At 37.4% G+C, this 24,388-nt stretch carries 19 protein-coding genes; 8 read left to right on the forward strand and 11 right to left on the reverse strand.

All coding sequences use genetic code 11. The annotated features are described in order from the left end of the window. Positions 1 to 140: 140 nt before the first annotated feature. Positions 141 to 1,550 carry a DUF4403 family protein gene (locus QNI22_RS24390; protein ID WP_314514513.1) on the reverse strand — a complete coding sequence of 470 codons (1,410 nt, stop codon included), beginning with the start codon at positions 1,548 to 1,550 and terminating at the stop codon, positions 141 to 143. Between the two features lie 123 nt (positions 1,551 to 1,673). Between QNI22_RS24390 and QNI22_RS24395 the strand changes: the two genes are divergently transcribed. After that, a complete protein-coding gene (locus tag QNI22_RS24395; RefSeq protein ID WP_314514515.1) occupies positions 1,674 to 3,164 on the forward strand; it encodes a S10 family peptidase in 1,491 nt (496 codons plus the stop codon). A gap of 90 nt (positions 3,165 to 3,254) precedes the next feature. Beyond that, positions 3,255 to 4,382, forward strand: coding sequence for a hypothetical protein (locus tag QNI22_RS24400; RefSeq protein ID WP_314514518.1), 1,128 nt, complete (start codon positions 3,255 to 3,257; stop codon positions 4,380 to 4,382). Between the two features lie 82 nt (positions 4,383 to 4,464). Here QNI22_RS24400 and QNI22_RS24405 read toward each other — a convergent pair whose 3' ends face one another. The 3 genes from QNI22_RS24405 to QNI22_RS24415 form a co-directional block, all read right to left on the reverse strand. Beyond that, the gene (locus QNI22_RS24405; RefSeq protein WP_314514521.1) at positions 4,465 to 5,115 is read right to left on the reverse strand and encodes a porin family protein; all 651 of its coding nucleotides are present in this window, start codon (positions 5,113 to 5,115) and stop codon (positions 4,465 to 4,467) included. A 499-nt stretch (positions 5,116 to 5,614) separates the two neighbouring features. After that, positions 5,615 to 5,887, reverse strand: a complete 273-nt coding sequence (locus QNI22_RS24410) for a hypothetical protein (protein ID WP_314514522.1) — start codon at positions 5,885 to 5,887, stop codon at positions 5,615 to 5,617. 256 nt (positions 5,888 to 6,143) lie between these two features. Next, positions 6,144 to 6,953 carry a hypothetical protein gene (locus QNI22_RS24415; RefSeq protein ID WP_314514525.1) on the reverse strand — a complete coding sequence of 270 codons (810 nt, stop codon included), beginning with the start codon at positions 6,951 to 6,953 and terminating at the stop codon, positions 6,144 to 6,146. 145 nt (positions 6,954 to 7,098) lie between these two features. Here QNI22_RS24415 and QNI22_RS24420 point away from each other — a divergent pair, with 145 nt between their 5' ends. Further along, a complete protein-coding gene (locus tag QNI22_RS24420; protein WP_314514528.1) occupies positions 7,099 to 8,046 on the forward strand; it encodes a hypothetical protein in 948 nt (315 codons plus the stop codon). Between the two features lie 169 nt (positions 8,047 to 8,215). Here the strand turns inward: QNI22_RS24420 and QNI22_RS24425 are convergent, their stop codons facing one another. After that, complete coding sequence (locus tag QNI22_RS24425) at positions 8,216 to 8,857, reverse strand: DUF2306 domain-containing protein (protein ID WP_314514530.1); 642 nt, start codon at positions 8,855 to 8,857, stop codon at positions 8,216 to 8,218. Between the two features lie 510 nt (positions 8,858 to 9,367). Here QNI22_RS24425 and QNI22_RS24430 point away from each other — a divergent pair. The 3 genes from QNI22_RS24430 (at position 9,368) to QNI22_RS24440 (ending at position 14,166) form a co-directional block, all read left to right on the forward strand. Then, complete coding sequence (locus tag QNI22_RS24430) at positions 9,368 to 10,636, forward strand: competence/damage-inducible protein A (RefSeq protein WP_314514532.1); 1,269 nt, start codon at positions 9,368 to 9,370, stop codon at positions 10,634 to 10,636. Between the two features lie 186 nt (positions 10,637 to 10,822). After that, the gene (locus tag QNI22_RS24435) at positions 10,823 to 12,556 is read left to right on the forward strand and encodes a 2-oxo acid dehydrogenase subunit E2 (RefSeq protein ID WP_314514533.1); all 1,734 of its coding nucleotides are present in this window, start codon (positions 10,823 to 10,825) and stop codon (positions 12,554 to 12,556) included. A gap of 218 nt (positions 12,557 to 12,774) precedes the next feature. Beyond that, positions 12,775 to 14,166, forward strand: a complete 1,392-nt coding sequence (locus QNI22_RS24440; protein ID WP_314514535.1) for a sensor histidine kinase — start codon at positions 12,775 to 12,777, stop codon at positions 14,164 to 14,166. Positions 14,167 to 14,214: 48 nt separating this feature from the next. Here QNI22_RS24440 and QNI22_RS24445 read toward each other — a convergent pair whose 3' ends face one another. Then, on the reverse strand, positions 14,215 to 14,805 hold the full coding sequence (locus QNI22_RS24445; protein WP_314514537.1) for a DUF3347 domain-containing protein: 591 nt from the start codon (positions 14,803 to 14,805) through the stop codon (positions 14,215 to 14,217). A gap of 496 nt (positions 14,806 to 15,301) precedes the next feature. On the opposite strand from QNI22_RS24445, the gene QNI22_RS24450 reads away from it, so the two are divergent. Then, complete coding sequence (locus QNI22_RS24450; RefSeq protein ID WP_314514540.1) at positions 15,302 to 16,474, forward strand: exostosin domain-containing protein; 1,173 nt, start codon at positions 15,302 to 15,304, stop codon at positions 16,472 to 16,474. 68 nt (positions 16,475 to 16,542) lie between these two features. On the opposite strand, the gene QNI22_RS24455 is transcribed toward QNI22_RS24450, so the two are convergent. From QNI22_RS24455 to prfB, 3 genes are all read right to left on the reverse strand, one after another. Beyond that, a complete protein-coding gene (locus tag QNI22_RS24455) occupies positions 16,543 to 17,547 on the reverse strand; it encodes a YpdA family putative bacillithiol disulfide reductase (protein ID WP_314514542.1) in 1,005 nt (334 codons plus the stop codon). A gap of 141 nt (positions 17,548 to 17,688) precedes the next feature. Then, positions 17,689 to 18,315, reverse strand: a complete 627-nt coding sequence (locus tag QNI22_RS24460) for a porin family protein (RefSeq protein WP_314514544.1) — start codon at positions 18,313 to 18,315, stop codon at positions 17,689 to 17,691. A gap of 218 nt (positions 18,316 to 18,533) precedes the next feature. Beyond that, positions 18,534 to 19,608, reverse strand: a protein-coding gene (gene prfB / locus QNI22_RS24465; protein ID WP_314514546.1) for a peptide chain release factor 2 whose coding sequence is annotated in 2 segments (ribosomal slippage) — positions 18,534 to 19,547 and positions 19,549 to 19,608 — 1,074 coding nt in all. Because the reading frame shifts where the segments join, the coding sequence is not laid out codon by codon here. A 149-nt stretch (positions 19,609 to 19,757) separates the two neighbouring features. On the opposite strand from prfB, the gene QNI22_RS24470 reads away from it, so the two are divergent. Next, complete coding sequence (locus QNI22_RS24470; RefSeq protein ID WP_314514549.1) at positions 19,758 to 21,023, forward strand: replication-associated recombination protein A; 1,266 nt, start codon at positions 19,758 to 19,760, stop codon at positions 21,021 to 21,023. Positions 21,024 to 21,038: 15 nt separating this feature from the next. On the opposite strand, the gene QNI22_RS24475 is transcribed toward QNI22_RS24470, so the two are convergent. Together QNI22_RS24475 and murB are read right to left on the reverse strand one after the other, a co-directional pair. Continuing rightward, positions 21,039 to 22,523 (reverse strand): HAMP domain-containing sensor histidine kinase, encoded by a 1,485-nt coding sequence (locus QNI22_RS24475; RefSeq protein WP_314514552.1) that lies wholly within the window; start codon positions 22,521 to 22,523, stop codon positions 21,039 to 21,041. A gap of 411 nt (positions 22,524 to 22,934) precedes the next feature. Next, complete coding sequence (murB, locus tag QNI22_RS24480; RefSeq protein ID WP_314514554.1) at positions 22,935 to 23,975, reverse strand: UDP-N-acetylmuramate dehydrogenase; 1,041 nt, start codon at positions 23,973 to 23,975, stop codon at positions 22,935 to 22,937. Between the last annotated feature and the right edge of the window lie 413 nt (positions 23,976 to 24,388).

Here is a 24,388-nt window from a genome sequence, read left to right on the forward strand (position 1 = left end):
TGTAATGTTCCGTAATAAAAGTCATAATTTGAAGATAGAATCACAGAAAGTGAGGATCCTTACATCTGTAGAAATTATCCTTATAAAGCAAAAGGGCCTTAATACACAATGCATTAAGGCCCTTTTGCTTCTGCTAAAATCTAAAGTCCATCAACTTTCACATCCAATTTACCTTTGGCAGTCACAACAGCAACAATTGTCTGCGGAGTAATAATAACATCTCCGGGGCTAAACTCCTCCAAGGTCCCATTAAGGGAAATACCTTTCATCAACTGCTTATTTTCCAATTGTGCCTGAAGATTCTTTTTGGCCAGTTCTAACTGAGACTTTAATGGGATCTTTATATTTTCCTGCATTTTTTTGACCAGTGTACCATGTGCCAGCCAGTTAGCTGCTTTCACTAATCTACTTTTCGTATCTAGTGAGAAATCCATATTCTTCAACTCGATGGATTGAGTTTGTGGATTAAAATAAGGTTTACCAACCAGATACAATGTACCTTCAAGACTTCCTGTGACTCCCGTTTTAATTACCAGATTGCTATTATTACCATACAAATCCAGTGATGTAATAGTAATCTTGCGGCTTCCATTTTGGAATTCAAATGTTTTGCCTACCAGTTCTGATATAGCTATCTGTGTAGCTGCCTGGTGTGAAATTTCCCCGGTAAGCCCCAACTGAAAATCTTCCTCAGCTTGCTCATGAACTTGCAAGGCCGGCAAAGGAGCCAATGAAGAAACAACTGGTTTCTTTCCTATAATTGTTTCTGTATAAGCTTTAATTCCTACCTGTGCTCTTACAGTAGTCTCATTTGCCTGCAATGGAGTCATCCAGACTTCCAGAGGAGTCACTTTGACCCAGGCGTCATACTGCTTTGAGATTTGCAATGGTTGCTGCATCGCCTGCCACACCTGCTGAACATAGGTTTTTAATGCCAGTTGTTCTTTTAACTGATTATCCATCTGACCAGCAATGTTCTGTTGCTCTCTATCCAAGATCTGGCTAATAATACCTGTAATAGGTATTTCAATGAATCCCAATCGGACATAAGGCTTTTCAATCCAGTCGTAACCATCGGCCATGGTTGAAGTCACCACCTGCCAGTCTGAATTTACATGGAGTGTGGAAACGAATCGGGCATTTAAAGAGAATGTTGTTTCCTTATAGGTAGTTATTCCCAATACTTTAATTCCTTTCTTTGCCCAGATCTTTAAAGGCACAGTAATTCTAAAAACTTCACTCCCTGATTCTATCTGAATAGGTTCCCGTTTCCAAACCTTAAGTAGTAAATCATCCTTTCCATTATCGTCCAGGCTATTATCTTCAAAAATTAAATCCTTAACCTGAGCATTTACCTGACGTTCTATTTCTTCTACAGAAATTGTCACAGGAATATTTACCACAGAGATCAATCGGGGAATTGTCACCTGTGTATCTGTATATTTCTCTTCTGGTTGCTTTGGTTCCAAACGGGCGGGCTTACATCCCCAAAATAAAACAACAGCAATCACTAAGATCAATATAACGAAACCTAAAATGCGTAGTGTCATATCCATTTATAAAAGAGACAACAAAAGTAATACCTCGCGGAGTATAAAATATGCTGAGACAAAATGTTCCTTTCCAAACTTTGCTAATTTTGTTCTATTCTCTTATCCACCTTCCTAAACCATATGAAGAAACACTTATTAATATTCAAAACTTTCCTACTTGTTCTTATCATCAATCAAGTTATAGCTCAGGATAAAATAAAATCTGATGACCCATTGTCTGTTACCAAACATAAGATTTCAATTAATGGAAAAACAATAAACTATACTGCCACAACAGGTTATCTCATATTACGGGAAGAGAGTGGCAAGGCACGTGCCAATATTTTCTTTGTTGCCTATACCAAAGATGGTGTAACAGATCCTGCCACCCGTCCAATTACTTACTCATTTAATGGTGGACCGGGCTCTTCTTCTGTATGGCTCCATATGGGAGCATTAGGCCCTCGGCGCATTCAAATGACAGATACAGGCGAATCTGAGGCGCCTCCCTACAAGGTTATTGACAACGAATATACCTGGCTGGATGAAACAGACCTTGTTTTTATTGATCCGGTAACAACTGGTTATAGCCGTCCAGCAGAAGGTGTAGAGGGCAAAGAATTTCATGGCTACAATGAAGACATCGCATCTGTCGGAGATTTTATACGATTATATACATCACAATTTGAACGCTGGAGCTCACCAAAATTTCTGGCAGGTGAAAGTTATGGGACTACACGCTCCGCAGGTTTGTCAGGATATCTGCAAGATCGTCATGGTTTGTATCTCAATGGCATTGTACTTATTTCTTCCGTTCTTAACTTTCAAACAATCTTATTTGACAAAGGCAATGAACTACCTTTTGCCTTATATCTACCCACCTATTCAGCCATTGCCTGGTACCACAAAAAATTATCTCCAGAATATACTGATCTGAAAAAATTACTGTCTGAAGTAGAACAGTTTGCTATGGGAGAATATAGTATTTTACTGATGAAAGGGGACAAACTAACAGATGCTGAAAAACAATCACTTACTGAGAAGCTTAACCGCTATACAGGTTTATCGAAAGAGTATATTCAACAAACACATTACCGGATTGAAATCTTACGATTTACCAAAGAACTGTTAAGAAATGAAGGCCGAATGTCCGGACGTCTGGATGGACGCTTCAAAGGCATTGACTACGATAATGCAGGTGAACACTTTGAATTTGATCCCAGCTATAATGCAGCAATCTATGGTCCATACACCACAGCCATTAACGATTATGTAAGACGTGAGTTAAATTATGAGAACGATCTGCCATATGAGGTTTTAACAGGACGGGTACATCCATGGAATTATACAAATGTACAAAACCGGTATCTGAATGTAACAGAAACACTACGTCAGTCAATGACTAAAAACCCATTTCTGAAAATACTCGTATGTAATGGGTATTATGATCTGGCAACACCCTACTTTGCTACAGACTATACATTCAATCATATGTTTTTGGATAAATCCTTACAAAAAAATATAAAAATGACTTTCTATGAATCTGGGCATATGATGTATATTCACAAACCTTCTTTGATCCAATTCAGAAAAGATGTAAATACCTTTTACAAGGAAAGTCTTACCAGATGATGTTGTTTCGTCCTATACCTTATTCATTACCCAGAGTTATATATTTGCACAACTTCAGGAAATCCCTCACTATTTGCGTATCTATTTTCTATGGCCAATTTATTCAAATCTTTCCTGGGTGGATCATCAAAACCTACACTTACCCAAATCACCGAACAGTTAAAGGAACAATTAACAGATCTGGAAGCTACTGGAGAGGTATTAAAAGCAACAATCAGTTCTTTTTTTGAAGCAGTAACCAAGGCTCAGGAAGAGGAAATACAGACATCCATACGTTCGCTATCAGATCTTTTCTTTATGGCAGAAGAGAGCAGAAGCACTACAGCCATGATGATTTGTGGTTACTTGATAGAACAAGGACATGATCCACAACTGGTTAGTGATCGGATTATTGAAAAGTTAGCTTATCTGACAGAGTCAGCATATCCCTTTTATCAAAAATTTAGAATAGAACTGGCAAAACAATCACCTGTCACAGACGAGGAGGAAAGTGATGAAGAAGATGGCTATGACCTGCTGGAAGAGTTGAAAGAGAAATATTGGGATGAAATGACCGATTCTATTATATCCTGGAATACATTGGAACAACAGTATACTCCCGCCGTTTCGATATTTTCACTGGATCGTTCTCAATGTATCATTGCAGAAAATACACTGGAACACATTGGGGAAATGGCAGAATATAACCAGGGGTGTTATTGGCTCAATAAATTATTTGAAGTGTTGCATCATGAACCCATAGTAATCATAGAACCCTCTACAAGTACAGGTGTTATTGGCTATATGAGTGGAGTGGTTGATAATTTTCAGCTACAGGCACTTATTATGGACACTTTCCCCCATAAAGGAGCACCTAGAATCTCAAAAGCTCATGCTGATTTGTTCAGAGGTATAGGTCCACAGTCACTGGATGGCTCAATGGTTTGCCACTGGAATCTCTATAACTGGCCTGTGATAACAGAACAGTTATCACTTCCTGATGCTAAAGATTATTCAACCTCCACCTACTGGATATGGGGTGAAGGTAAACCTGCAGATATTGGTGTGTTAGATGGGTATCGGATTGTGCTACTTGGCGAGCCGAGCTATCAGAGAAGTACTAATTTACAAAGAGTGTTTAACCACCTGCAAGCAGATCTTCTTATTGAAAAAGAATTAACAACTACTGAAGTACGAAACTGGCTTAACCGTATGTATCAGGCAGCTCAGCAAGCCTGAAAGAAAATAAAAATCTCTCCTACATTTCGAATACAAAAGAGCCTGATTATGTCAGGCTCTTCTTATAATAAGCAATTCAGCATTAGAATCCAACTGCGACATATACCTGAAAAGCACTATTTTTAGAATTCCGCAATATTGTACTGCTATTAGTGGAGCTATTAAGGCTGATTCCACCATCTTTACCTACCTCACGAAGTCCATAGTTGTAACGAAATCCCAGAGATGCACCTTTAAAGTCAAATCCAATTCCACCTGCTAAACCATAATCCAATCCATTGAATTTGTCTTTGTCCAGATCTTTCACTCCATCAACAGTGCCATCATCGTCCACATCTTTTACATTCACATTTGTTAAGACGGCAGCATAGGGCCCTGCATGTATGTTGAACGCACCAATGTTAACTACTGCCAATACTGGAATCTGTACATAACCTAAATTAAAGCGGTATTTTCCACTTCCTTGCAAAAAGTTCTGATACTGTGTTTCTGATCCTACCACTGTATAAGATACCTCAGGTTGAATGGACAATACATCTTCAATAATAGGAGCTTTGGCAAAAACACCTACATTAAATCCAGCTTTAATATTTTCATCTCCTACTTCTGTCTTATAAAAGTTGGACAAATTTAATCCTCCTTTGATACCAAATCTTGCTTTTTCTCCATCCTGAGCATAGGAATAGGAGCCCAGACTAATCAAAGTCAATAAACTAAATGCGAGTTTTTTCATAGTAAGTTGCATAATTATAAAAGTATTGTCTATTAATTATAGTAAAAAATCCCGTTTATATAAACTCCAGAATGCTGCTTCTGAATTTCTATAAAAGATACAAAGGCTGATTTACAATGCTTTTTTCAGCAATAATTACTCTACAGTTAGATAAAAAATGATACCATTTTACCACTATCTTACATTTGAAGGTCTTTTAGTATTATTTACCAAACAGGAAGAATCTATTTCTCAACCAGTTGATATAAAAAGCTTATACAACAGGAAGAGATTAAAAGATTTACCATTTCTACGTCAGTTGTAGAAAAAAACGGACGGAAGTAGTCAACAAAGGAGACAGTGTCAAAAAAATCCGACTGGATGATAACTTAACTTTGTTCCATTTTATGATTACCCATGAAAAATAAGGAATTCAGTGAATAGTAAATAAATAGGTTCAGAGATGAAAGTATATCGTTACTGATAAAGGAGGAAAAACAATCTTTAATCTTAATAAATTTTACATAATCATTTTATATATATTCCAGACATAATAAGAGAGTAGCGAAAGTCCCGACAACAATAGTAGATCTGCCAAAAATCCCAAGAAAATAAATCCTATATCCAGCTGTTCACACTCTAAACATTTACCTGCAAACGTTCTTAAAAATACAAAAGGAAAGCCTATTTCGTTAAAGCCATCACTTGAAGCTTCATACTGACCAAATACACAACACATAGCCCCCCAAATACTGAAGTAAATTAAAAATATTCTTAACAAACTCTTTTTCATGAAACTATCAAAATATCTATATATCCTTTATTCTTAGTAAAGAAGTATCCTCGTCAGGATATTTAGTTCATAGTCTAACCTTTTTTCGGCTCCTTAAAGAAAAATTAAACCACAAATCCATTTTCATTTAAGAATATTCCACATCACGTTCATACTTTTTATATCTAAAGACCCTTTACGTTATTAAAAGGACATATAGCAATCTGCATTCCATTCTAAAGACAGGGAATGTAGATTGCCCAAATCACTGGCACTCCTATTTTTTCTCAAGTACCAATACTTCATCACTAATCTTATGTTCCATAGTATCCCAATTGGTATTTACATATTGCAAACGTAACGAGTTGGCCGTTTTTTCAAATTTATAGGTTGTTCCATCTACCCAGTTACCTCCTTTGGCATCCTTAAAGAAGATAATAGCATCATATTCAATTCCCTCACCAAAATCGTATACTAACTCATAGGATTTGAAGTCTTGAAAATTTTGCACTTTACCATTGCTGTCAAAGTGAATTACAGAGCCATCAGTTGCTAGTTTATAATCTCCGGCAATTAAGATTCTTCGGAGTTCTGTGTCAAGATTTGTTCCAACCTTTCTATATTTATCTATTTTATTTGTTTTTGGGAAAAACATTTCCAGCATATTCCCATTATCATAGTTCAACTCAAATGGATCTGGAAATGCGGCATATTGGGGAAGCTTTTCCAAGTTATTAACAAACTTTCCTTTTGATGTATCATATTTAATAGGGCTACTATATCCTCCTTCGTGTGTGGTAAAACCTTCCAACATGGCAGTGTCTGATAACATTGTCCTTTTATCAAGAGAGAAGCCTAAAACTTTACTATCATATTCTCTGCTTTTATATATTGATTGCCTGGTTTCAATATTTTTCAGATAGCTTTCTGAAATCCAAAGTCCATCTAACTTGTCTGCAAGTGCACTTTTTTGTTTATCATTGCTTGTATGAGCACTATCAACCTGAATATTGTCTGTCTTTGTACGGTTTTCATTACAGGAAAAAAGAAATAAAATTAAAAGCAGACTTGGGAAGATTCTAGTCATGGATTGTGTAAAAATTATAGTTTGTGGATTTTACTAGTATGTTAGAAAATTGATTCAGTCTTTTAAAAGTTTGTTGGGCATCAAATACATCTTGTTCCAAATTCTTATCTTGCCAAATATAATTTTAGACCTTGGAAACTCATAAATGAAATCTGTTTTATCTCTTTGTCTTTTCTTACTTGTCACATTCACCTGCTTCTCTCAAAACGACACATCTGTCCTCTCTCTTGTTTCTTATTGGTCTAAAGGTGATTCATTTAATTTTAAAATTACCAAAGTACAACAACAATGGAAGAAGGAAGAACTAGCCAAAAACGATTCATCTTCCTATATAGTTAATTTTCTGGTTGTTGACTCCACTGCATCTTCCTACAAAATTAAGTGGTCTTATAAAAACAACTTGGGAAGAGATTATAACATACCAGAAAAGCTTGTCAGCACCTTATCAAAATATCAACTAACTGAGCTCATTTATACAACGACTGAGACAGGTCAGTTTATTAGTATTGAAAACTGGAAGGAAGTGAGCAAAATGATGAAAGATTTGTTTGCAGACATAACTGAGATACTATACAAAGACAAACCAGCAGCAGAAAAAGAAGCTTTCAAAAAGGCTATCCAGATACTGGAATCTGCTTATAGCACCAAAGAAGGAGTTGAACAATTTGTATTCAAAGAGTTACAATATTTCCACTTTCCCTTTGGTTATCAGTTTTCCCGCAATAAACCACTTATTTATGAACAATCCATTCCCAATATGTTTGGTGGTGCACCTGTCAGAGGAGATACCAAACTCTATATCAAAAGTGTAGATGAGGAGAATTCAATTTTTACACTTTTACAGGAGATGAAGCTCAATCCACAGGATACCCGACGGATGCTCACAGAACTATTTAGAAAAATGAATGCTCCTATCACAGATAAGACAATGGAAAGCGCTAAAATAGATATAAATGATACAAATCAGTTTGAATATGATTATCTGGTAGGAATTCCAATAAAAATTGAGACTCTTCGAAAGGCTATAGTAGACATTGACAAAGAAAAAGCCTTGCGGATAGATAAGATAAAAATTGAATTACTAAAGGATTAGAATTAACTGGGAACACATTCTGTGAGTTATGTGATATACGTCAGAAAGAAATACTAATCAGAATTTGATGCTACCAGATAATATGAGTTCTGATTAGTATTTTCTTCTTCTAATGGAAACCCTATCAAATAAATATCAATTATTGAGTAGATTCATCAGAGCAAAACTTTCATTTTTCAGCTAGTTGTAGTTTTGGTTTCCGCAGTGAATAAATAATTGCCTCTGCAACCAGCAGATTGGGAATCCAGCAGAGCCAGGCAACAATCTGATAAGCTTCCAGAAATGTTAACTTGAAAAATATCTGTAAAACAGGAATCCAGAGACGTAAGGTAACTGCGGCAAAGGTAAGGGCATAGTTACGAATCATCCATTGCTCATGTCCTTTCACATCTCCTCCTCTGATTGTCTGGTAAGCTTGTATGTCAGTAATTAACCATAAGATAGCCAGAGAAATAAATCCTATAACAGGTACTATTCCTCCGTTAGCATTAAAGGCAATAATAAGTCCGGCCAAACTACTTAGCATAACTGCAATGACATAGACCTTGCCTGCATTCCGATGTAGTGCAGTATAGCGACGTCTGAAGCGTTTGATAAATTGCCATCCACCAATAAAAAGTGCTATTGCTCCAAAACCAGCATGTATGTAAAAAGATGTCCTGTAGAATATACTTGCCAGAAGTTCTTTAGCCTTGGATGCCAGTAGATTCTGTTCTTTGAAAGTAAAATACGAAAAGGCGTAGGCAGCAACACCTACAGATAGAAAAATCATAAGGCCTTTGAGGAGTGAACGCAGAGAAAGAATTTTCATAGTTGTAGTTAATTATTTCACTCATTATTAATCTTGTATGGCTTAATTGCAAAGGGTATATCAAAGATAAGGATGCTCCTGTATAGAGCATATATACCTCCGGTAAAACGACTAATCCAAAGGGGTAAATCGTCATTTTTTATCGGTAAAAATGATATATGTTAATTTGCTATTTCATTAGTAGCACTAATCACCTGTACACTACTGCAAAATATTTGGAAATACACCAGGATAAGTGGAAAAGATACTATTTTTGGAAAGCATTCTACAAAATAGAAATACTTCATTCTCTATCTTAGAGGTTGTTAAATTGTTTTTAAAGACTGCAAAGGTATATTTTAGACTGTGCCTTCGCCTATTTTTCGACCCATAGCCGCTGGATATATTGTGATTGCTTTATAGGTAAATAACTTAGTTTGCTCTAAAACCTGCTCTTTTCGTTATTTTAAAAACAATTTAGACAACCTCTTAAACCAGTTTTAAAACCCGAATTATTCATCTCACATTTGTATGAAAAGCATTTTAGCTGAAGTTGTAACCATTGGTGATGAGATTCTGTATGGACAAATTACAGATACTAATACCCAATGGATGAGTGCTGAACTTTCCAAAATTGGTATCCGAACAGTTCGTAAATCATCTGTTGGTGATACAGAAGCTCAGATCCTCCAGATATTGAAGGAAGCAGAATCACGGGCAGATGTCATTCTGATTACAGGTGGACTGGGACCTACCAAAGATGATATTACGAAAAAAACACTGGCTAACTATTTTGGTGTAGGAATGGTCCTGAATAAGGACGCGCTAGCCAATGTCACTGAGATATTTGCACGTCGTGGTTTTGAACTAACAGAGCTCAATCGCCAGCAGGCAATGGTTCCGACCAATTGTACTTGTATCGTAAATAAAGCTGGCACAGCTCCAGGCATGTGGTTTGAACACAAGGGTAAAATTTTTGTATCTATGCCAGGTGTTCCTTACGAAATGAAATGGATCATGGAAAACTGGGTACTTGAACATCTTAGTGCATTCTTTCAAACACCAGCCATCTATCATAAAAACATACGGACTATTGATATTGGGGAATCTTTTCTGGCAGAACAAATCGAGGCATGGGAAGATGCATTACCTTCACATATTCGTCTTGCTTACCTGCCTAGTATGGGACAGGTGAAACTACGTCTGACAGCAACAGGCGCATCCATAAATGAACTTGAGGCAGAAGTACAGCAACAAGTAAACACTCTGCTTACTATCATACCAGAATATGTATATGGCTACGATGAAGATGAATTAGAGATTGTCATTGGCAAACTCTTGCTTGACCAAAATCTTACACTGTCCACTGCAGAAAGCTGTACGGGAGGATACGTCGCCCATACAATAACCAAAGTTCCCGGCAGCTCACGATACTATACAGGAGGTATGATCACCTATAGCAACGCCATGAAGATCAACCAGTTGGATGTAATACCGGATACATTAACACAACATGGAGCGGTTAGTGAAGAAACAGTACGCCAAATGGCAGAAAACGTTCGGAAGAAGCTTAACACAGATATTGGCATTTCTACAAGTGGCATAGCTGGCCCAGATGGTGGTACTCCCGACAAACCGGTAGGTACTATATGGATAGCATATGCAGACAAGGATAAGACCGTTACAAAAAAACTGCAGTTGTTCAGGGATCGTCTGCTAAACATTCAGTACACAACATTGGCAGTCCTGAACCTGTTACGCCAGAATCTGCCAGCTTCTGTAAAAACGGTTACACCTTAAAGGCTAAGATGTATATTTATCCAGACACTAAAGCGTCCTCCTTATAGATTTGGCATAAATTTAATCATTGAGTCAAAAAACAACTTAACTATATAGGTACATTAAAAAAATAGTATTTTTGCTGCGACGGGAAGGTAGCTACATTTGAAGAACACCCTTACATCTATCATTTTTAATTTTTGAAATATGGCATTGATTGAAATGGTTATGCCCAAAATGGGCGAAAGTATCATAGAAGGTACAATCCTGGCATGGCTAAAGAAAGAAGGACAAACTATAGAACAAGATGAAGCAGTACTGGAAGTTGCCACAGACAAGGTGGATACAGAAGTACCAGCTACACATTCAGGAGTTTTAAAACAAATACTAGCTCAATCCGGTGCGGTTGTTCAGGTAGGAACGCCTATAGCTATTATTGCGACAGAAGCTGATGCAGAAGCCATTACAAATCCTTCTACAGCTCCAACAACAGAGATTGAGCAGGAAGAACCAGTGGAAGAAGTAGAACAACATATACAAATCATAGAGTCCAAGATCAATAGTTTATCTTCCAGACCATCTTTCCAACTATTGGATACGCCTGTTGCTGGGAGATTTTATTCTCCACTCGTTTTAACAATAGCACGGGAAGAAGGCATCTCTATGTCTGAACTAGAACGCATTCCGGGTAGTGGCGGAGATAATCGTGTGACGAAAAAGGATATTCTGCAATATATTCAAAGTAAAAATCCAGGTTTTACCTCTCCTGATTTAACGCCTGCGACAGTTGATATACCAGAAGTAGCTTCTGTCAAAGCAACATTTGGAGAAATTATAGAACCTCAGTCTGAAAATACCAACACTACCTCTCTGGCCGATGAAACATTGTCTTTGATTGAGCAGGTTAAGTCTATTCCCAAAGAAGTGCCAACACCTGTTATACCAACACCTGAAGTTTCAACACCAACTATACAGGAAACAGTAAAACAACCTGAGGCCGAAGTAAAAACAGAAGCCCAAACAATAACTCCAGAACCTGAAAAAACAATTCCGCAGCCTGAAAAAGCTTCTGAAGAAAAACCATCTGTGGTGCAGACTCCAGAGGTAAAGCAATCTGTTACAGAAGTAAAACAACCTGTTACTCAAACAATAGAGCCTGTTCAACCTAGTATAAAAGTGACAGAGCCTGTGCAACCAGTTTCTACACCAGCAGTTTCGTATAGTGGACGAGCAGATATTATTGAAATGGACAGGATGCGTAAAATGATTGCGCAACGTATGGTTGATTCCAAACGCATCTCACCTCACGTCACCTCTTTTGTAGAAGCAGATGTAACCAACATGGTATATTGGAGAAACCGGGTAAAACAGGAATTTAAATCACGGGAAGGTGATACCATTACATTTACACCTGTATTTATAGAAGCAATTGCTAAGGCAATCAAAGATTATCCGATGATCAATGCCTCTGTAGAAGGTGATAAGATAATTGTAAAAAAAGATATTAACATTGGTATGGCTGTAGCTTTACCAAGTGGCAATCTGATTGTACCTGTCATTAAAAATGCTGATCAGCTAAATCTGGTAGGCTTAACAAAAAAGGTAAATGATCTGGCACGTCGTGCTCGCGAGAATAAGCTTACTGTTGATGATCTGGCAGACGGAACCTTTACTATGTCTAATGTAGGATCATTTGGTAATGTTATGGGTACACCTATCATTATGCAACCACAGGTAGCTATCATGGCATTTGGTGCTATTCAGAAAAAGCCAGCAGTGATTGAGACTCCATTTGGGGATACACTAGGCATTCGCCATCTGATGTTTTTGTCACACAGCTACGATCACAGAGTAGTAGATGGTTCATTGGGAGGTATGTTTGTACGTAGAGTTGCCGACTATCTGGAGGCCTTTGATGTAAATCGTAAGATTTTTTCTTAATTATTACAACTGCCAGCTAAACAATACAGCTGGCGGTTTTGTTTTATCGGTATTCTTATCATTAAGCTTGCTGTGAGTAATAATCAGCAAGCTTTTGTATATATTACCCTTCTCAAAACACAAAATGTAGAAATATTTGTATTTTGGGTCCTACGAATCTCTATTATCCCAGACCAGCTATTGCCATCAGGCTGTATTGATTGTTCAGTACAATTACTATGAGAAGAAATGCCGTTTATAATACCATTGCTTTTATATTAAGCGTTACTATTCTTATCAATATCAGTATTCTTGCTTACAACCGTATTCAGAATCTGGTAAACTCTTCTGAGAAGGTAGAACATACTTACCAAACACTGCTCTATGTAGAAGAAATGTTTACAAATCTACGTTCAGCAGTTAACGCCCAACGTGGTTATCTTTTATCAGGAGACTCTCTACATCTGATAAACTATCACCAATACAAAAAGGATACATACAGCAAATTACATCAGACAGATAGTATAACAAGTGACAATCCAATACAAACACACAATCTGGATACATTACGTCAACTGCTTGACCAAAGATTTGCCAATCTGGATTCTCTTGTTGCTGTCTACCAGGCTACTTATACCCCAACTAGTACTGTATTTCGAGGAGACATCTCTTATGATCGGAAAACCACAGAGTTACTATTAGCAAAGTTAAGATCCATTCGTGCCCATGAACAGAAACTCAAAGAAGAACGTACACTTATCAAAAACGCCAGTGAAGCTGCAGCACCTGTTTTTCTTCTTATTCTGGCAATAATTACCTTATTCCTGTTAATATTTTCGTTTCTGATACTTAATAAAGAGCTAAGAAGAAGACTGGCAACTCAAATAGAACTAGAATTAAAAGTAGAAGCTTTAAACCGCTCTAACCAAGAACTGGAACAGTTTGCCTATGTAGCCTCTCATGACTTACAAGAGCCTCTGCGTAAGATTATGACCTTCGGATCGATGCTTAAGACAAAACAAAAAGATAAACTTGATCAGGAAGGCAATCGTACACTGGATACTATTATGGATCTGAGTCGTAGAATGAAACAATTGATTGAAGATTTACTTAGCTTTTCACGTATTGTCAATCAAAATCAATCTTTTGTCAGTACAGATCTAAACTTACTTCTCAAACAAGTGCTTGAGGATCTGTCAGAGCCTATTCAACAACAACAGGCCCAGATTTCTATTGATAAACTGCCTACACTAAGAGTACAACCTGTACAAATCCAGCAATTGTTCCAAAACCTGCTCCTGAATTCTTTAAAATATGCTAAGCCAGGGGTGCCTCCTATCATTCAGATTTCTTCACAAATCTCAAATAGCCAGGAGCTCAACCTCAGCGAAAATATGATTAGCCGATCCTTTTATAAAATACAGATAGCAGACAATGGAATTGGATTTGAACAGGAATATGCAGAAAAGATATTTACTATATTTCAACGTTTGCATACTCAGGAAGAATATAAAGGGACTGGAGTTGGATTGGCCGTATGCAAGCGGGTTGTCACCAATCATGGAGGCTATATTCAGGCCATTAGTACGCCTGCTCAGGGAGCGATTTTCTCTATCTACCTGCCAGCCTAAAATAGATAGCAGTATTGAGTCCTATGTCTCAATACTACCTCTACACAATTATTTCTCAAATGTAAGTACTTCCTGTACCTCTCCACATTCAAGCATCTTATTTCCAAAATAAGGGTTCTTGATCTCTTTATTTACACTTAACCAATAGGCACCTTTATCATTCAGCGCCATTGGACAATATTGTTTATAGACTGTGGTTTTGGCACCATAGGTATTAACAACCTCATACATAATCTTGGAAAGATCTTCGAAACCAGCTCTTTTGTCTTCTAACCCTTTTTCAGTTTGCAATGTTGTGACAGAGCGAATGATCATTGCTTTGGATGTTTTCCATTTAGTCTGAACTTCTGTGTTTAGTTTGGTAGTATCTACCTTATTAGTAGCCTCAATTAGATCTGTAGCTTTCTGATTAATTTCAGAGGTATCAGATTTCACAAAACTATCCTTCAACATAAAATAGGAAGTTAATACACTTTCAAACTGATCAGGAGCAGCGAGTGATGGCTTCACAACAATGGGTGCTGGCAAATCCATTTCTTCAGACTCTTCTGCTTTCTGTTGTTCGTTAGCAGGTTGACAACTCATAAGACTTCCATATCCTACACAAAGTGCACACACATATACAAAGATTTTTTTCATATGCTGTAAATGATTTGATAAATACCTAAAAACACTAATTATCAATTATTTAACTCCAAAAAATCCTGCTTTCGCTTAAAGAATTAAGAAATAAACAAGAATATGCAAATATAGATGTTTACATTTCAACAAGGATACAAACCAATACCTAAAATTGGTTCTTTTTTGCAGGAATTTCTGCAAAAATAGTAGTCCCAATTCTACTCTACCCAAGTTAAAAGTATCTGAATTGCACAGAAACTTCCAGTTAATAAGTATAGCCAAGCAGAAGTATTTAGAAAAATCCTCCACAGGATTCCAGCAAGAGTGTACCAGGTGTTCAGTATTTAAAAATTTTATCTAGTTATCATTTATAAACCTTTCAGCAAAATTTCTGGTAAATCCAGCAATGTACTCTGTGCTGTCACTTACCACAGGTATCTGTATATGTGCCCATTATGATTCCTGAGCATTTTTAGAATGAACAAACTATACTTACGATTACACCTTTCCGTTTATGACAACATTTCACCACAACTCAACTACAAAACCCTTAGATTTATGGGTCAGCGATGAATTGCTTTCCCCTAATCCTTCAGCACGACCATGTCCTTTATTAATGCATCTTTCAGAAGCAGACACAAGTACACAAACACTTTTCTGGAATCCACTGAGAGCTGTGTTACCTGGATTGGTCAGAGTACATCGATTCAAAAACATTGAAGATGCTGGTAATCTGGTAGTAATACCTCATGATGCAAAAGAATGGATGTTTCAAAAGAGACTAGGTGAACTACGTAACTATATACGTAGGGTATTAGCAACTGGCCGAACAGTTGTAACATTTGCAGGTGGAATGGAATATGAACCACAACCAGGAGAAATTGTATTTGCAACTTCTGTTTATCAGTATCCAGGAGAAAAGTTGCTCCCTATACCAACCTGGATATATGACATAGGGCATTTAATCACTCCTATTACCAAACCAGCTACTCCAACTATTGCCTTTGATGGCAATACAAAATATTCCAGTACCATAAACAAGTTGACCAAACCCATCCCTGTACCAGATGCAGTAATCTATAAGCTGGCTTTAAGCCGTACGCTAGGACGTACCCTGGATATCAAATATCGCTTTATGATTCCAAGGTTGTTACGCCAGCGTGTATTAAAAGCAGTAAGAGCAGCTAGTAATCTAAAATCTCATCTTGTAGAGCGAGATCATTTCTTTGTACTGGCAGAGGAGGAACGAGTAAAGGCACGTGCAGAATATTTGCGCAGTACACAGGAACATGCGTATATACTTTGTATGCGAGGCGATGCAAATGGTGATTTTCGTACCTATGAAGTATTATCAGCCGGGCGTATCCCTGTCATCATAGATACAAAACTACAGTTACCACCACTACAAGGTTTAAAATGGGAAGACTTTTGTGTATTTGTCCCACTAACAAAACTGGATCAGATTGGAGAGATAGTTCAACAGTTCCATGCAAAACTAACGGAAGAAACGTTTCAGGAAAAATGCCAGATGGCAAGAGCTGCGTTTGACCAATTGCTTCCTCATAATTTTATTGTGCATGTGATCAATGAGATTCATGCTCGTGTAGCATCCAGTAGTAAGGATATTCCGGTTATAGCAGGTGCGGCTACAACTGAAACAACGTATCAAAGGCCAGGTAAAAAATAATCAGGTGTGTGATAAATAAAGTAATAGCTGCCAGTTTGGAAAGTATACATCCAACTGGCAGCTGACTTTTATATCCGCATAATCAGATTTTTAACAGGACGAACAGGACGACCCGCAATATGATCTACCAAAGCCTGAGCATGTTCACGTCCATTTTCAATGAAGACTTTTTCTGTATGAATACCAGCCACCACAGTTCCACACACATACAAACCCTTTACATTAGTCTCAAAGGTCTGATTATCATAACTAGGAACCATTACATCATTTAATTGAATCCCTGACCGAAAAAGCAATTTAACATCAGGAACATATCCAGCCAGTATGAATACAAAATCAGCAGGTAAGGTAGATTCTTCCTGAGTGTGAACATTCTGAATAATCAACGAGTCAGAAGCAATCGATTTTACAGTTGAATTGAAAATAGCTTTGATCTTCCCTTCCTTTATCCGATTCTTCACATCGGGTATCAACCAGTATTTTACAGTTTGCCTTAAATCTTCATTTCTGTGCACAATAGTGACATCTACATCATGCCGATACAGTTCTAATGCAGCCTCCACAGCAGAGTTAGCTCCTCCAACAATAACAACTTTTGAATATGAGTATTTATAAGGTTCATCGTAGTAATGAGACACATGAGGTAACTCTTCTCCTGGCACATTCAACTTACGAGGAACATCAAAATAGCCAGTTGCAATCACCACATTCTTTGCATAATATGTCTCACCTTTTGCTGTGAATACATGAAAAATGTCATCTTTCTTTTCAATGCCGATTACTTCAGTAAACAACTTGAAGTTCAAATCGAAATATCCGGCAACTTTTCTGTAATACTGTAGTGCTTCTTCTCTGTTTGCCTTAACATTGGAAATAGGAAAAGGAATACCTCCAATCTCAATATTTTCAGCTGTTGAAAAGAAACGCATCCGGCGTGGATATCGACGGATTGACTCTGTAATACTGCCTTTCTCAAGAATAATATGACTAAGCTTACTTTTTACAGCTTCAATGGCAACTGCCAATCCACAAGGCCCTCCTCCCACAACTAGTATATCTACTATTTCACTCATTTTATCATAGGTTTAAAAATTAATCATCCATTTATAGGATAGAGCATAAAGTAAAAATGCCCATAAAATATATACGGGGCAAGACTTTTATCAGAAAGCCTTGCCCCGTATCAGAAAATTGACTTTTCACAAAAAAAGTTCTTAATGCAATCCTCTTCTGGCTCTTTTTTTTGATCCAAACTCAAAAGAGGTATTTACAGATACAACAGAGTTTCGAACCGTAGGCTCTGCCTGTGAGATATTAGTAATACCCGGTGCGACCCGTGCATCCACTACCCACCAAATTTTTTCCAGTTGCATCCGGATACCAAAACCCAAAATAGCACTTACATCTGTTTTTTTAAATTGCGGAGTGATATCACCTGCTAATGAGTTGTGAGCACCGAGCAAATAGCTAAACTGAGGACCAGCAAAAAGAAATGGCGTACTGCGTGTCTTAGACCAAAAGTAATATTTAAAGAGTAAAGGTACTGCTATATAGCTTAGCGTTGTACGAGATGTAACTTTTACAGTATTGCGTAATCGGCCACCTTGTCTGGAGTATAGTATTTCACCTCCAAAGTTTAAACTACTATTCCCAGTATAATTCCAGGAAAAACCAACATTAAAATCAGGTAACACATTATAATTTGTTGCTCCTTTTCCCTGAAGGTCTTTGATATTCCCTCCAAGTTTAGGCCCCATTGTAAAACTTTGTGCATTGATGTATTGAACACTTCCAAACAGGAATATCCCCAGAAAGAAAGTATAAAGAATAGATTTATTCATAATCGGGTTGTTTGTAAAATACAAGCAGTGTAGTTAGAACGTAAAAATGCTTTTCTTCTTTTGCTAAGAGCAAACACATGCATTTAACGGGATTTCTGATTTTTTGTTAACACCTAATCAAAAAATCGTAACTGTTCTGTCAAAATAAAGTCAGCTACAGAAGTTTTCACTTTACATCTATAGCTGACCAGCTCTATTCATAGTCAATGTATCTGTTGTTATTGCTCCATGAGCCAGGCTTTCAAAAATTCATCAATCTCTCCGTTCAATACAGCTTCTGTGTTTGAAGTCTGATACCCTGTGCGATGGTCTTTGACACGTCTGTCATCCAGAACGTAGCTTCGGATCTGAGATCCCCACTCAATCTTTTTCTTGCCAGCCTCAATCTCAGCAACTGCCTCCATACGTTTACGCATCTCCAGTTCATATAACTGCGAACGTAACAATCGCATAGCATTTTCCTTGTTTTGTAACTGAGAACGAGATTCCTGGTTTTTGATCACAATACCAGACGGCTTGTGATACAAACGAACCGCAGTTTCCACTTTGTTAACGTTCTGTCCACCAGCACCACCGGAACGAAAAGTTTCCCATTCGATATCGGAATCCTTAACATCTATTTCAATGGAATCATCAATCAAAGGATATACATAGACAGAGGCAAAGGATGTATGGCGCCGTGCATTAGAGTCGAAAGGAGAAACACGTACTAAACGATGTACGCCATTCTCGCCTTTTAAATACCCATAGGCCAGATCTCCTTCAAACTGCAATGTCACAGACTTAACACCTGCCACATCCCCTTCCTGAAAGTCTTGCTCAATCACCTTATATCCATTTTTCTCACCCCACATAATATACATACGCATCAGCATACTTGCCCAGTCACAACTTTCTGTTCCACCAGCTCCTGCTGTAATCTGCACAACTGCACTTAGCTGATCTTCCTCAGCACCAAGCATCTTTTTGAATTCCAGTTCTTCTATGGATCTGGAAACTTTTGCGTATTCAGCATCAATTTCTTCTTCTGCTACATCTCCCATCTGGTAGAACTCATACAATGTTTCCAGATCTCCATATCCCGTTTCAACAGCATCATAATCAGCGGTCCAGAACTTGAGTGAACGGATACTTTTGAGTATTTTCTCAGCCTCCTTCGGATTATTCCAGAAATCAGGTTGTAGTGTTATTTTTTCAAGGCTTTGAACTTCTTCTTTCTTATGATCGTAGTCAAAGATACCCCCTTAAAGCCGAGATACGGGCTTTCAACTCTTTGAGTTGTTCTGTTGTCATGTTAGTATAAAAGTTTAGTATGAATGGTAAACGTACCAAATCAAAATTTCAGGGTGCAAAGATACGGTTTTCACTGATAAAAACAGAATAAGGGCATTTACAGAAAATAGTATCTTTGCACCCATCTACTTTAAAACCAGATTATACCAATGAGTTCCCAACCTCTTGCAGAACGAATACGTCCTAAAAAACTTGATGAAGTAATAGGGCAACCGCATTTAGTAGGTGAAAATAGTGTATTACGTCGGGTACTAGCTTCCGGTCATATTCCTTCTATGATCTTGTGGGGTCCCCCAGGTGTTGGTAAAACAACATTAGCTACTTTAATTGCACATGAGGCAGGGTTACCCTTTTTCACATTAAGTGCAATAAGTTCAGGTGTCAAGGAAGTACGTGAGGTAATTGAACTAGCAAAGGCACATGGCAAAGCCATTTTGTTCATTGACGAAATTCACCGCTTTAACAAAAGTCAGCAGGATGCATTACTGGGAGCAGTAGAACGTGGTACTATTACCCTCATTGGCGCAACCACCGAAAATCCTTCTTTTGAAGTAAATTCCGCCTTGTTATCTCGTTCACAAGTATACATCCTGAAAGCACTTACTCCTGAAGATCTTATCCAGTTGATTCATATTGCTCTCAAAAAAGACAAACTGCTTGCAGAAAAGACTGTCGAAGTACATGAAACCGAAGCGTTACTAAACATTTCAGGAGGCGATGCCCGAAAATTACTAAATCTGTTGGAATTGGTAATCAATGCTTTTCCCACTGGACAAGACATAGTCATTACAGATGATAAAGTCATGGAAATAGCCCAACGTCGGGTAGCTTTATATGACAAAGGCGGAGAGCAACACTATGATATCATTTCCGCTTTCATCAAGTCTATCCGTGGAAGTGATCCCAATGCAGCAGTTTACTGGTTGGCCCGCATGCTGGCAGGAGGCGAAGATATTAAGTTCATTGCACGCCGTCTTGTCATCCTTGCTTCCGAGGATATTGGCAATGCAAATCCCAATGCACTTTTGCTGGCTACCAGTTGCATGCAGGCGATACAAATGGTGGGTATGCCTGAGGCAGAAATCATTTTGTCACAATGTGTAGTCTTTTTAGCTACTTCTGTGAAAAGTAATTCTTCCTATGTTGCCATAAAAAAAGCAAATGAACTGATACGTATGAAAGGCGACCTGCCTGTACCTTTACATATACGCAATGCACCAACAAAACTTATGAAACAACAAGGGTATGGGCAAAATTACCAATATGCCCACGACTATGAAGGAAACTTTGTAAATCAGGAATTTTTACCTGCAGATATTTCAGGAGTCAAACTGTATGATCCCGGTAATAATACAAGGGAAAATGAACTTAGAAAACAGCTTAAAAATCAGTGGGGTACTAAATACAATTACTAGGATATGTTCTATATCCTAGTTTTCAAACAAGCTTTTTTGATAGGCAGGAACAGTAAAAGAAAAAGTACTGCCATCACCTTTGCTACTGACAGCTTTAATATCTCCTCCCCATTGAGAAATAAATTCTTTACATAACATCAGTCCCAACCCTGTTCCTTTTTCATTGGCAGTACCAGTAGTAGAATGATTGTGATTTTGAGAATTGAACAGGTTGCCTAATGTAGTAGGACTCATACCTACACCATTATCTATTATATCAATTATTATTTGTGTTCCTGTTCGTTTTGCTCTTACTTCCACTTTTCCTTTGGAGTTCGTGAATTTAATTGCATTCATCAATAAATTGCGTAATACAATATTGAAGATATTTTTATCAATAAAAGCATAGAGTTCTTCTGCAACATCTCCTTTCACTACTATTAATTTATCTGCAGCAGTAGGTTCAACCAGACTCAGATTATCTGTAATCAGAACAGCCAGATCAACCACTTCTGCCTGACTACTGAAAGTATTCATCTGTACCCGAGACCAATGCAGCAAGTTTTCTAATAAAGTATTCACATTATTAAAAGACTTACTCATGCCTTTTACCAACACTTTTATGTCTTCCTTGGATAAAGAATCAATGTTGCTAGCCAACAAGCCTGAAAATCCTCTGAATGAATTCATAGGAGATCGCAAATCATGGGCAATGATTGAGAAAAGTCGATTCTTTGACTCATTTAATTCTTTCAATTGTACAGCCGATGCCTTTAACTCTTCATTGGTTTGCTGAATCTTTTCATTTTGTCCACGCATATCCTGGAGCAAACGATAGTTCTGCCTGGCAATTTTATCCATTAAATATTTGTAATAGATTAATGCAATTACAATAAAAGCAACACCTTCTACTGTAATGATAGTACGCAATAAAGGTAGGTTTATACTATTTATTTTTAATAATTTAAATGGAAACACAGTCAATGCAAAATCAACTGAAAAGAGAAGAGCACAAATAAAAACTAAACTTCCAATAAAATACCTTGTTTCTATAGCACGAAAAATCAACAAAGGAATAATCAATGAGGCAAAAAACAGAGGCTTGGTAATAGTGGTATGGATAGTACCAGGCAATTGTGCAACCAGAGCGATTACATAAATAGAAAGAGGTAATGCATTGACAAGAAAAACTCTGGCAATTAAATGATTTCCCCGTCGTAATATAAGAAAGCTGATCAAACAGCTAAGTAAAGGCAGTGCTACTAACAAATAGGACTTTTCCAGTCCAATACACAAAAAAGGAATTGTAAATAATACGCAGGTTACAATAATCCAATTTGTTAATGTAATACTGATTCTTAATCTATTGTTATAGAAAGGTTGAAGTCCATTGGAAGAAATGCTCTGCATCCAGTGGCGTAAAAAACGCCAGATAGACGAATCATGTGAGGAAGTGCTAGTTTCTCTTCCCAAACTTTGTTGTGTGTCAATAACAACGTCATCAAATACCGGATAAGGCATGGCAGTAATATTGTAATAACAATAGAAAGGAGCACTTCAAGTATTATGTCATATGATTTTCCCCCTAACGAAACAAAATCTATACCCTGAATAACGCTCAAATGTACAAAACATTCGGATAGAGCATTTTCAGGCAAATGCTACACAACGTAAGTTTTTAGTAGAGAATAAATAGATGCGAATAAAAAAATAGAAGAAAGGAAATAATCCACAAACTAACTGCCTTATATACCTTGTTACCTTTTTGAATCAATAACCATCTTACTAACCAATCAGAATCTTAGAATTGATGTGATAATCAAACGAAAATCTATCTGATAAACGTATCATTACCAACCAAAACACCCCTCTTTCTCATAGGGTCAAATAATACGACAGCATAATTGCTATTATACTACTCAGGTAATAATTCTATATAAAATTAACCTCAGTATGTAATAAAACACCAAACCTTTCTTTAACCGATGTCTGTATGATTTCTGAAAGGTGTCGTATTTCTTCCCCAGTACCATTTCCGTAATTAACAAGGACTAAAGCCTGACGTGTATGAACTCCCACATTTCCTACACGAAAGCCTTTCCAGCCAGCTTGCTCTATAAGCCAGCCTGCAGGTATTTTTACATAACCAGTTTCTGCCGGATAAGAGGGTATTGTCGGATTTTGCTGCTTTATTTTTTCAAATAAATCCTGTGAAATAACAGGGTTTTTAAAGAAACTGCCTGCATTGCCAATTTGCTTAGGATCAGGCAATTTACTTTGCCGGATATGAATGACAGCATCACTTACTGCACGCAATGAAGGTGTCTGCATTCCCATCTCCTGTAAGGTTTTCTGTATATCTCCATATGATATAGTATATGTCGTCGGATTTTTTACCAAACGGAATGTAACAGAAGTAATAATATATTGATCTTTCAATTCATGTTTGAAAACACTCTCCCGATACCCAAACTTACAATCAGCATTTGTAAATAGTCTGAGTTGTCCTGTTTTACGATCTACGGCTTCCAGAGAATCAAATGTGTCTTTGATTTCTACCCCATAGGCTCCAATGTTTTGCATGGGTGCAGCACCTACAGTTCCCGGAATCAATGAAAGATTTTCGACCCCTCCCAGATTACGCTTAATACACTCTAAGACAAACTCATGCCATACTTCTCCTGCCCCTACCTGTAACCAAACATGCGTATCATCTTCTTTCAGCACACTAATTCCCTTTATTTGCATCAATACTACTAATCCTTCAAAGTAGTTCTTTGTAAACAACACATTGCTACCACCTCCCAGAAATAATACAGGAGTATTTTGAAACTGCTCAGCCGTTATGATATCTCTCAGCGTTTCTATATCTTCTGCCTTAGCCAGATAGTGAGCCTGTGCTTCTATGCCAAAAGTATTGAAGGGTTTCAGCGAACAATTTCGCTCGTAATGAAAAGTAGTATTCTCGTTCATGCCCGAAAGATACAGTAAATTGCCTGTGCGAATCAATATGTAACTTTCAAAAATATGCTTCGCATTATTTCTACACTCTGAGTTGTCTCGAATTATAGCTTGAGACTTGCCTACCACTATGACATGATCGAGCAAAAGTTTTGTTGTGGATTATTCTATGCAAGCAACTTTTGCGGTGAATTCCGATCAAAAAATGTTTTGCCGTGAGTTATGCACAAGCGAAAAAATGATCGGAACTCCGGTCAAAATAAAAAATGATCAGAGTTCTGCATAAAATCAAAACTGCCATGAATACTATGCAAAATATCTGTTGATTAATGCTATTGGCTTGCCCTTGCTAAAAAATAGCTTGCACGGAACTATGCGCAAACAAAAACTTTCACTACAAAAGTGACTTCTTGTAGTGAAAGTTT

The organism is Xanthocytophaga agilis, assembly GCF_030068605.1.
Classification (GTDB): Bacteria; Bacteroidota; Bacteroidia; order Cytophagales; family 172606-1; genus Xanthocytophaga; species Xanthocytophaga agilis.

Bases quoted from the DNA above. Each gene is read 5' to 3' on its own strand.
- murB (WP_314514554.1), bottom strand. From the start codon at position 23,975: ATGAACGAGAATACTACTTTTCATTACGAGCGAAATTGTTCGCTGAAA.
- QNI22_RS24475 (WP_314514552.1), bottom strand. From the start codon at position 22,523: ATGCCTTATCCGGTATTTGATGACGTTGTTATTGACACACAACAAAGT.
- QNI22_RS24410 (WP_314514522.1), bottom strand. From the start codon at position 5,887: ATGAAAAAGAGTTTGTTAAGAATATTTTTAATTTACTTCAGTATTTGG.
- QNI22_RS24415 (WP_314514525.1), bottom strand. From the start codon at position 6,953: ATGACTAGAATCTTCCCAAGTCTGCTTTTAATTTTATTTCTTTTTTCC.
- QNI22_RS24395 (WP_314514515.1), top strand. From the start codon at position 1,674: ATGAAGAAACACTTATTAATATTCAAAACTTTCCTACTTGTTCTTATC.
- QNI22_RS24430 (WP_314514532.1), top strand. From the start codon at position 9,368: ATGAAAAGCATTTTAGCTGAAGTTGTAACCATTGGTGATGAGATTCTG.
- QNI22_RS24435 (WP_314514533.1), top strand. From the start codon at position 10,823: ATGGCATTGATTGAAATGGTTATGCCCAAAATGGGCGAAAGTATCATA.
- QNI22_RS24405 (WP_314514521.1), bottom strand. From the start codon at position 5,115: ATGAAAAAACTCGCATTTAGTTTATTGACTTTGATTAGTCTGGGCTCC.
- QNI22_RS24440 (WP_314514535.1), top strand. From the start codon at position 12,775: ATGAGAAGAAATGCCGTTTATAATACCATTGCTTTTATATTAAGCGTT.
- QNI22_RS24425 (WP_314514530.1), bottom strand. From the start codon at position 8,857: ATGAAAATTCTTTCTCTGCGTTCACTCCTCAAAGGCCTTATGATTTTT.
- QNI22_RS24460 (WP_314514544.1), bottom strand. From the start codon at position 18,315: ATGAATAAATCTATTCTTTATACTTTCTTTCTGGGGATATTCCTGTTT.
- QNI22_RS24445 (WP_314514537.1), bottom strand. From the start codon at position 14,805: ATGAAAAAAATCTTTGTATATGTGTGTGCACTTTGTGTAGGATATGGA.
- QNI22_RS24450 (WP_314514540.1), top strand. From the start codon at position 15,302: ATGACAACATTTCACCACAACTCAACTACAAAACCCTTAGATTTATGG.
- QNI22_RS24400 (WP_314514518.1), top strand. From the start codon at position 3,255: ATGGCCAATTTATTCAAATCTTTCCTGGGTGGATCATCAAAACCTACA.
- QNI22_RS24455 (WP_314514542.1), bottom strand. From the start codon at position 17,547: ATGAGTGAAATAGTAGATATACTAGTTGTGGGAGGAGGGCCTTGTGGA.
- QNI22_RS24390 (WP_314514513.1), bottom strand. From the start codon at position 1,550: ATGACACTACGCATTTTAGGTTTCGTTATATTGATCTTAGTGATTGCT.
- QNI22_RS24470 (WP_314514549.1), top strand. From the start codon at position 19,758: ATGAGTTCCCAACCTCTTGCAGAACGAATACGTCCTAAAAAACTTGAT.
- QNI22_RS24420 (WP_314514528.1), top strand. From the start codon at position 7,099: ATGAAATCTGTTTTATCTCTTTGTCTTTTCTTACTTGTCACATTCACC.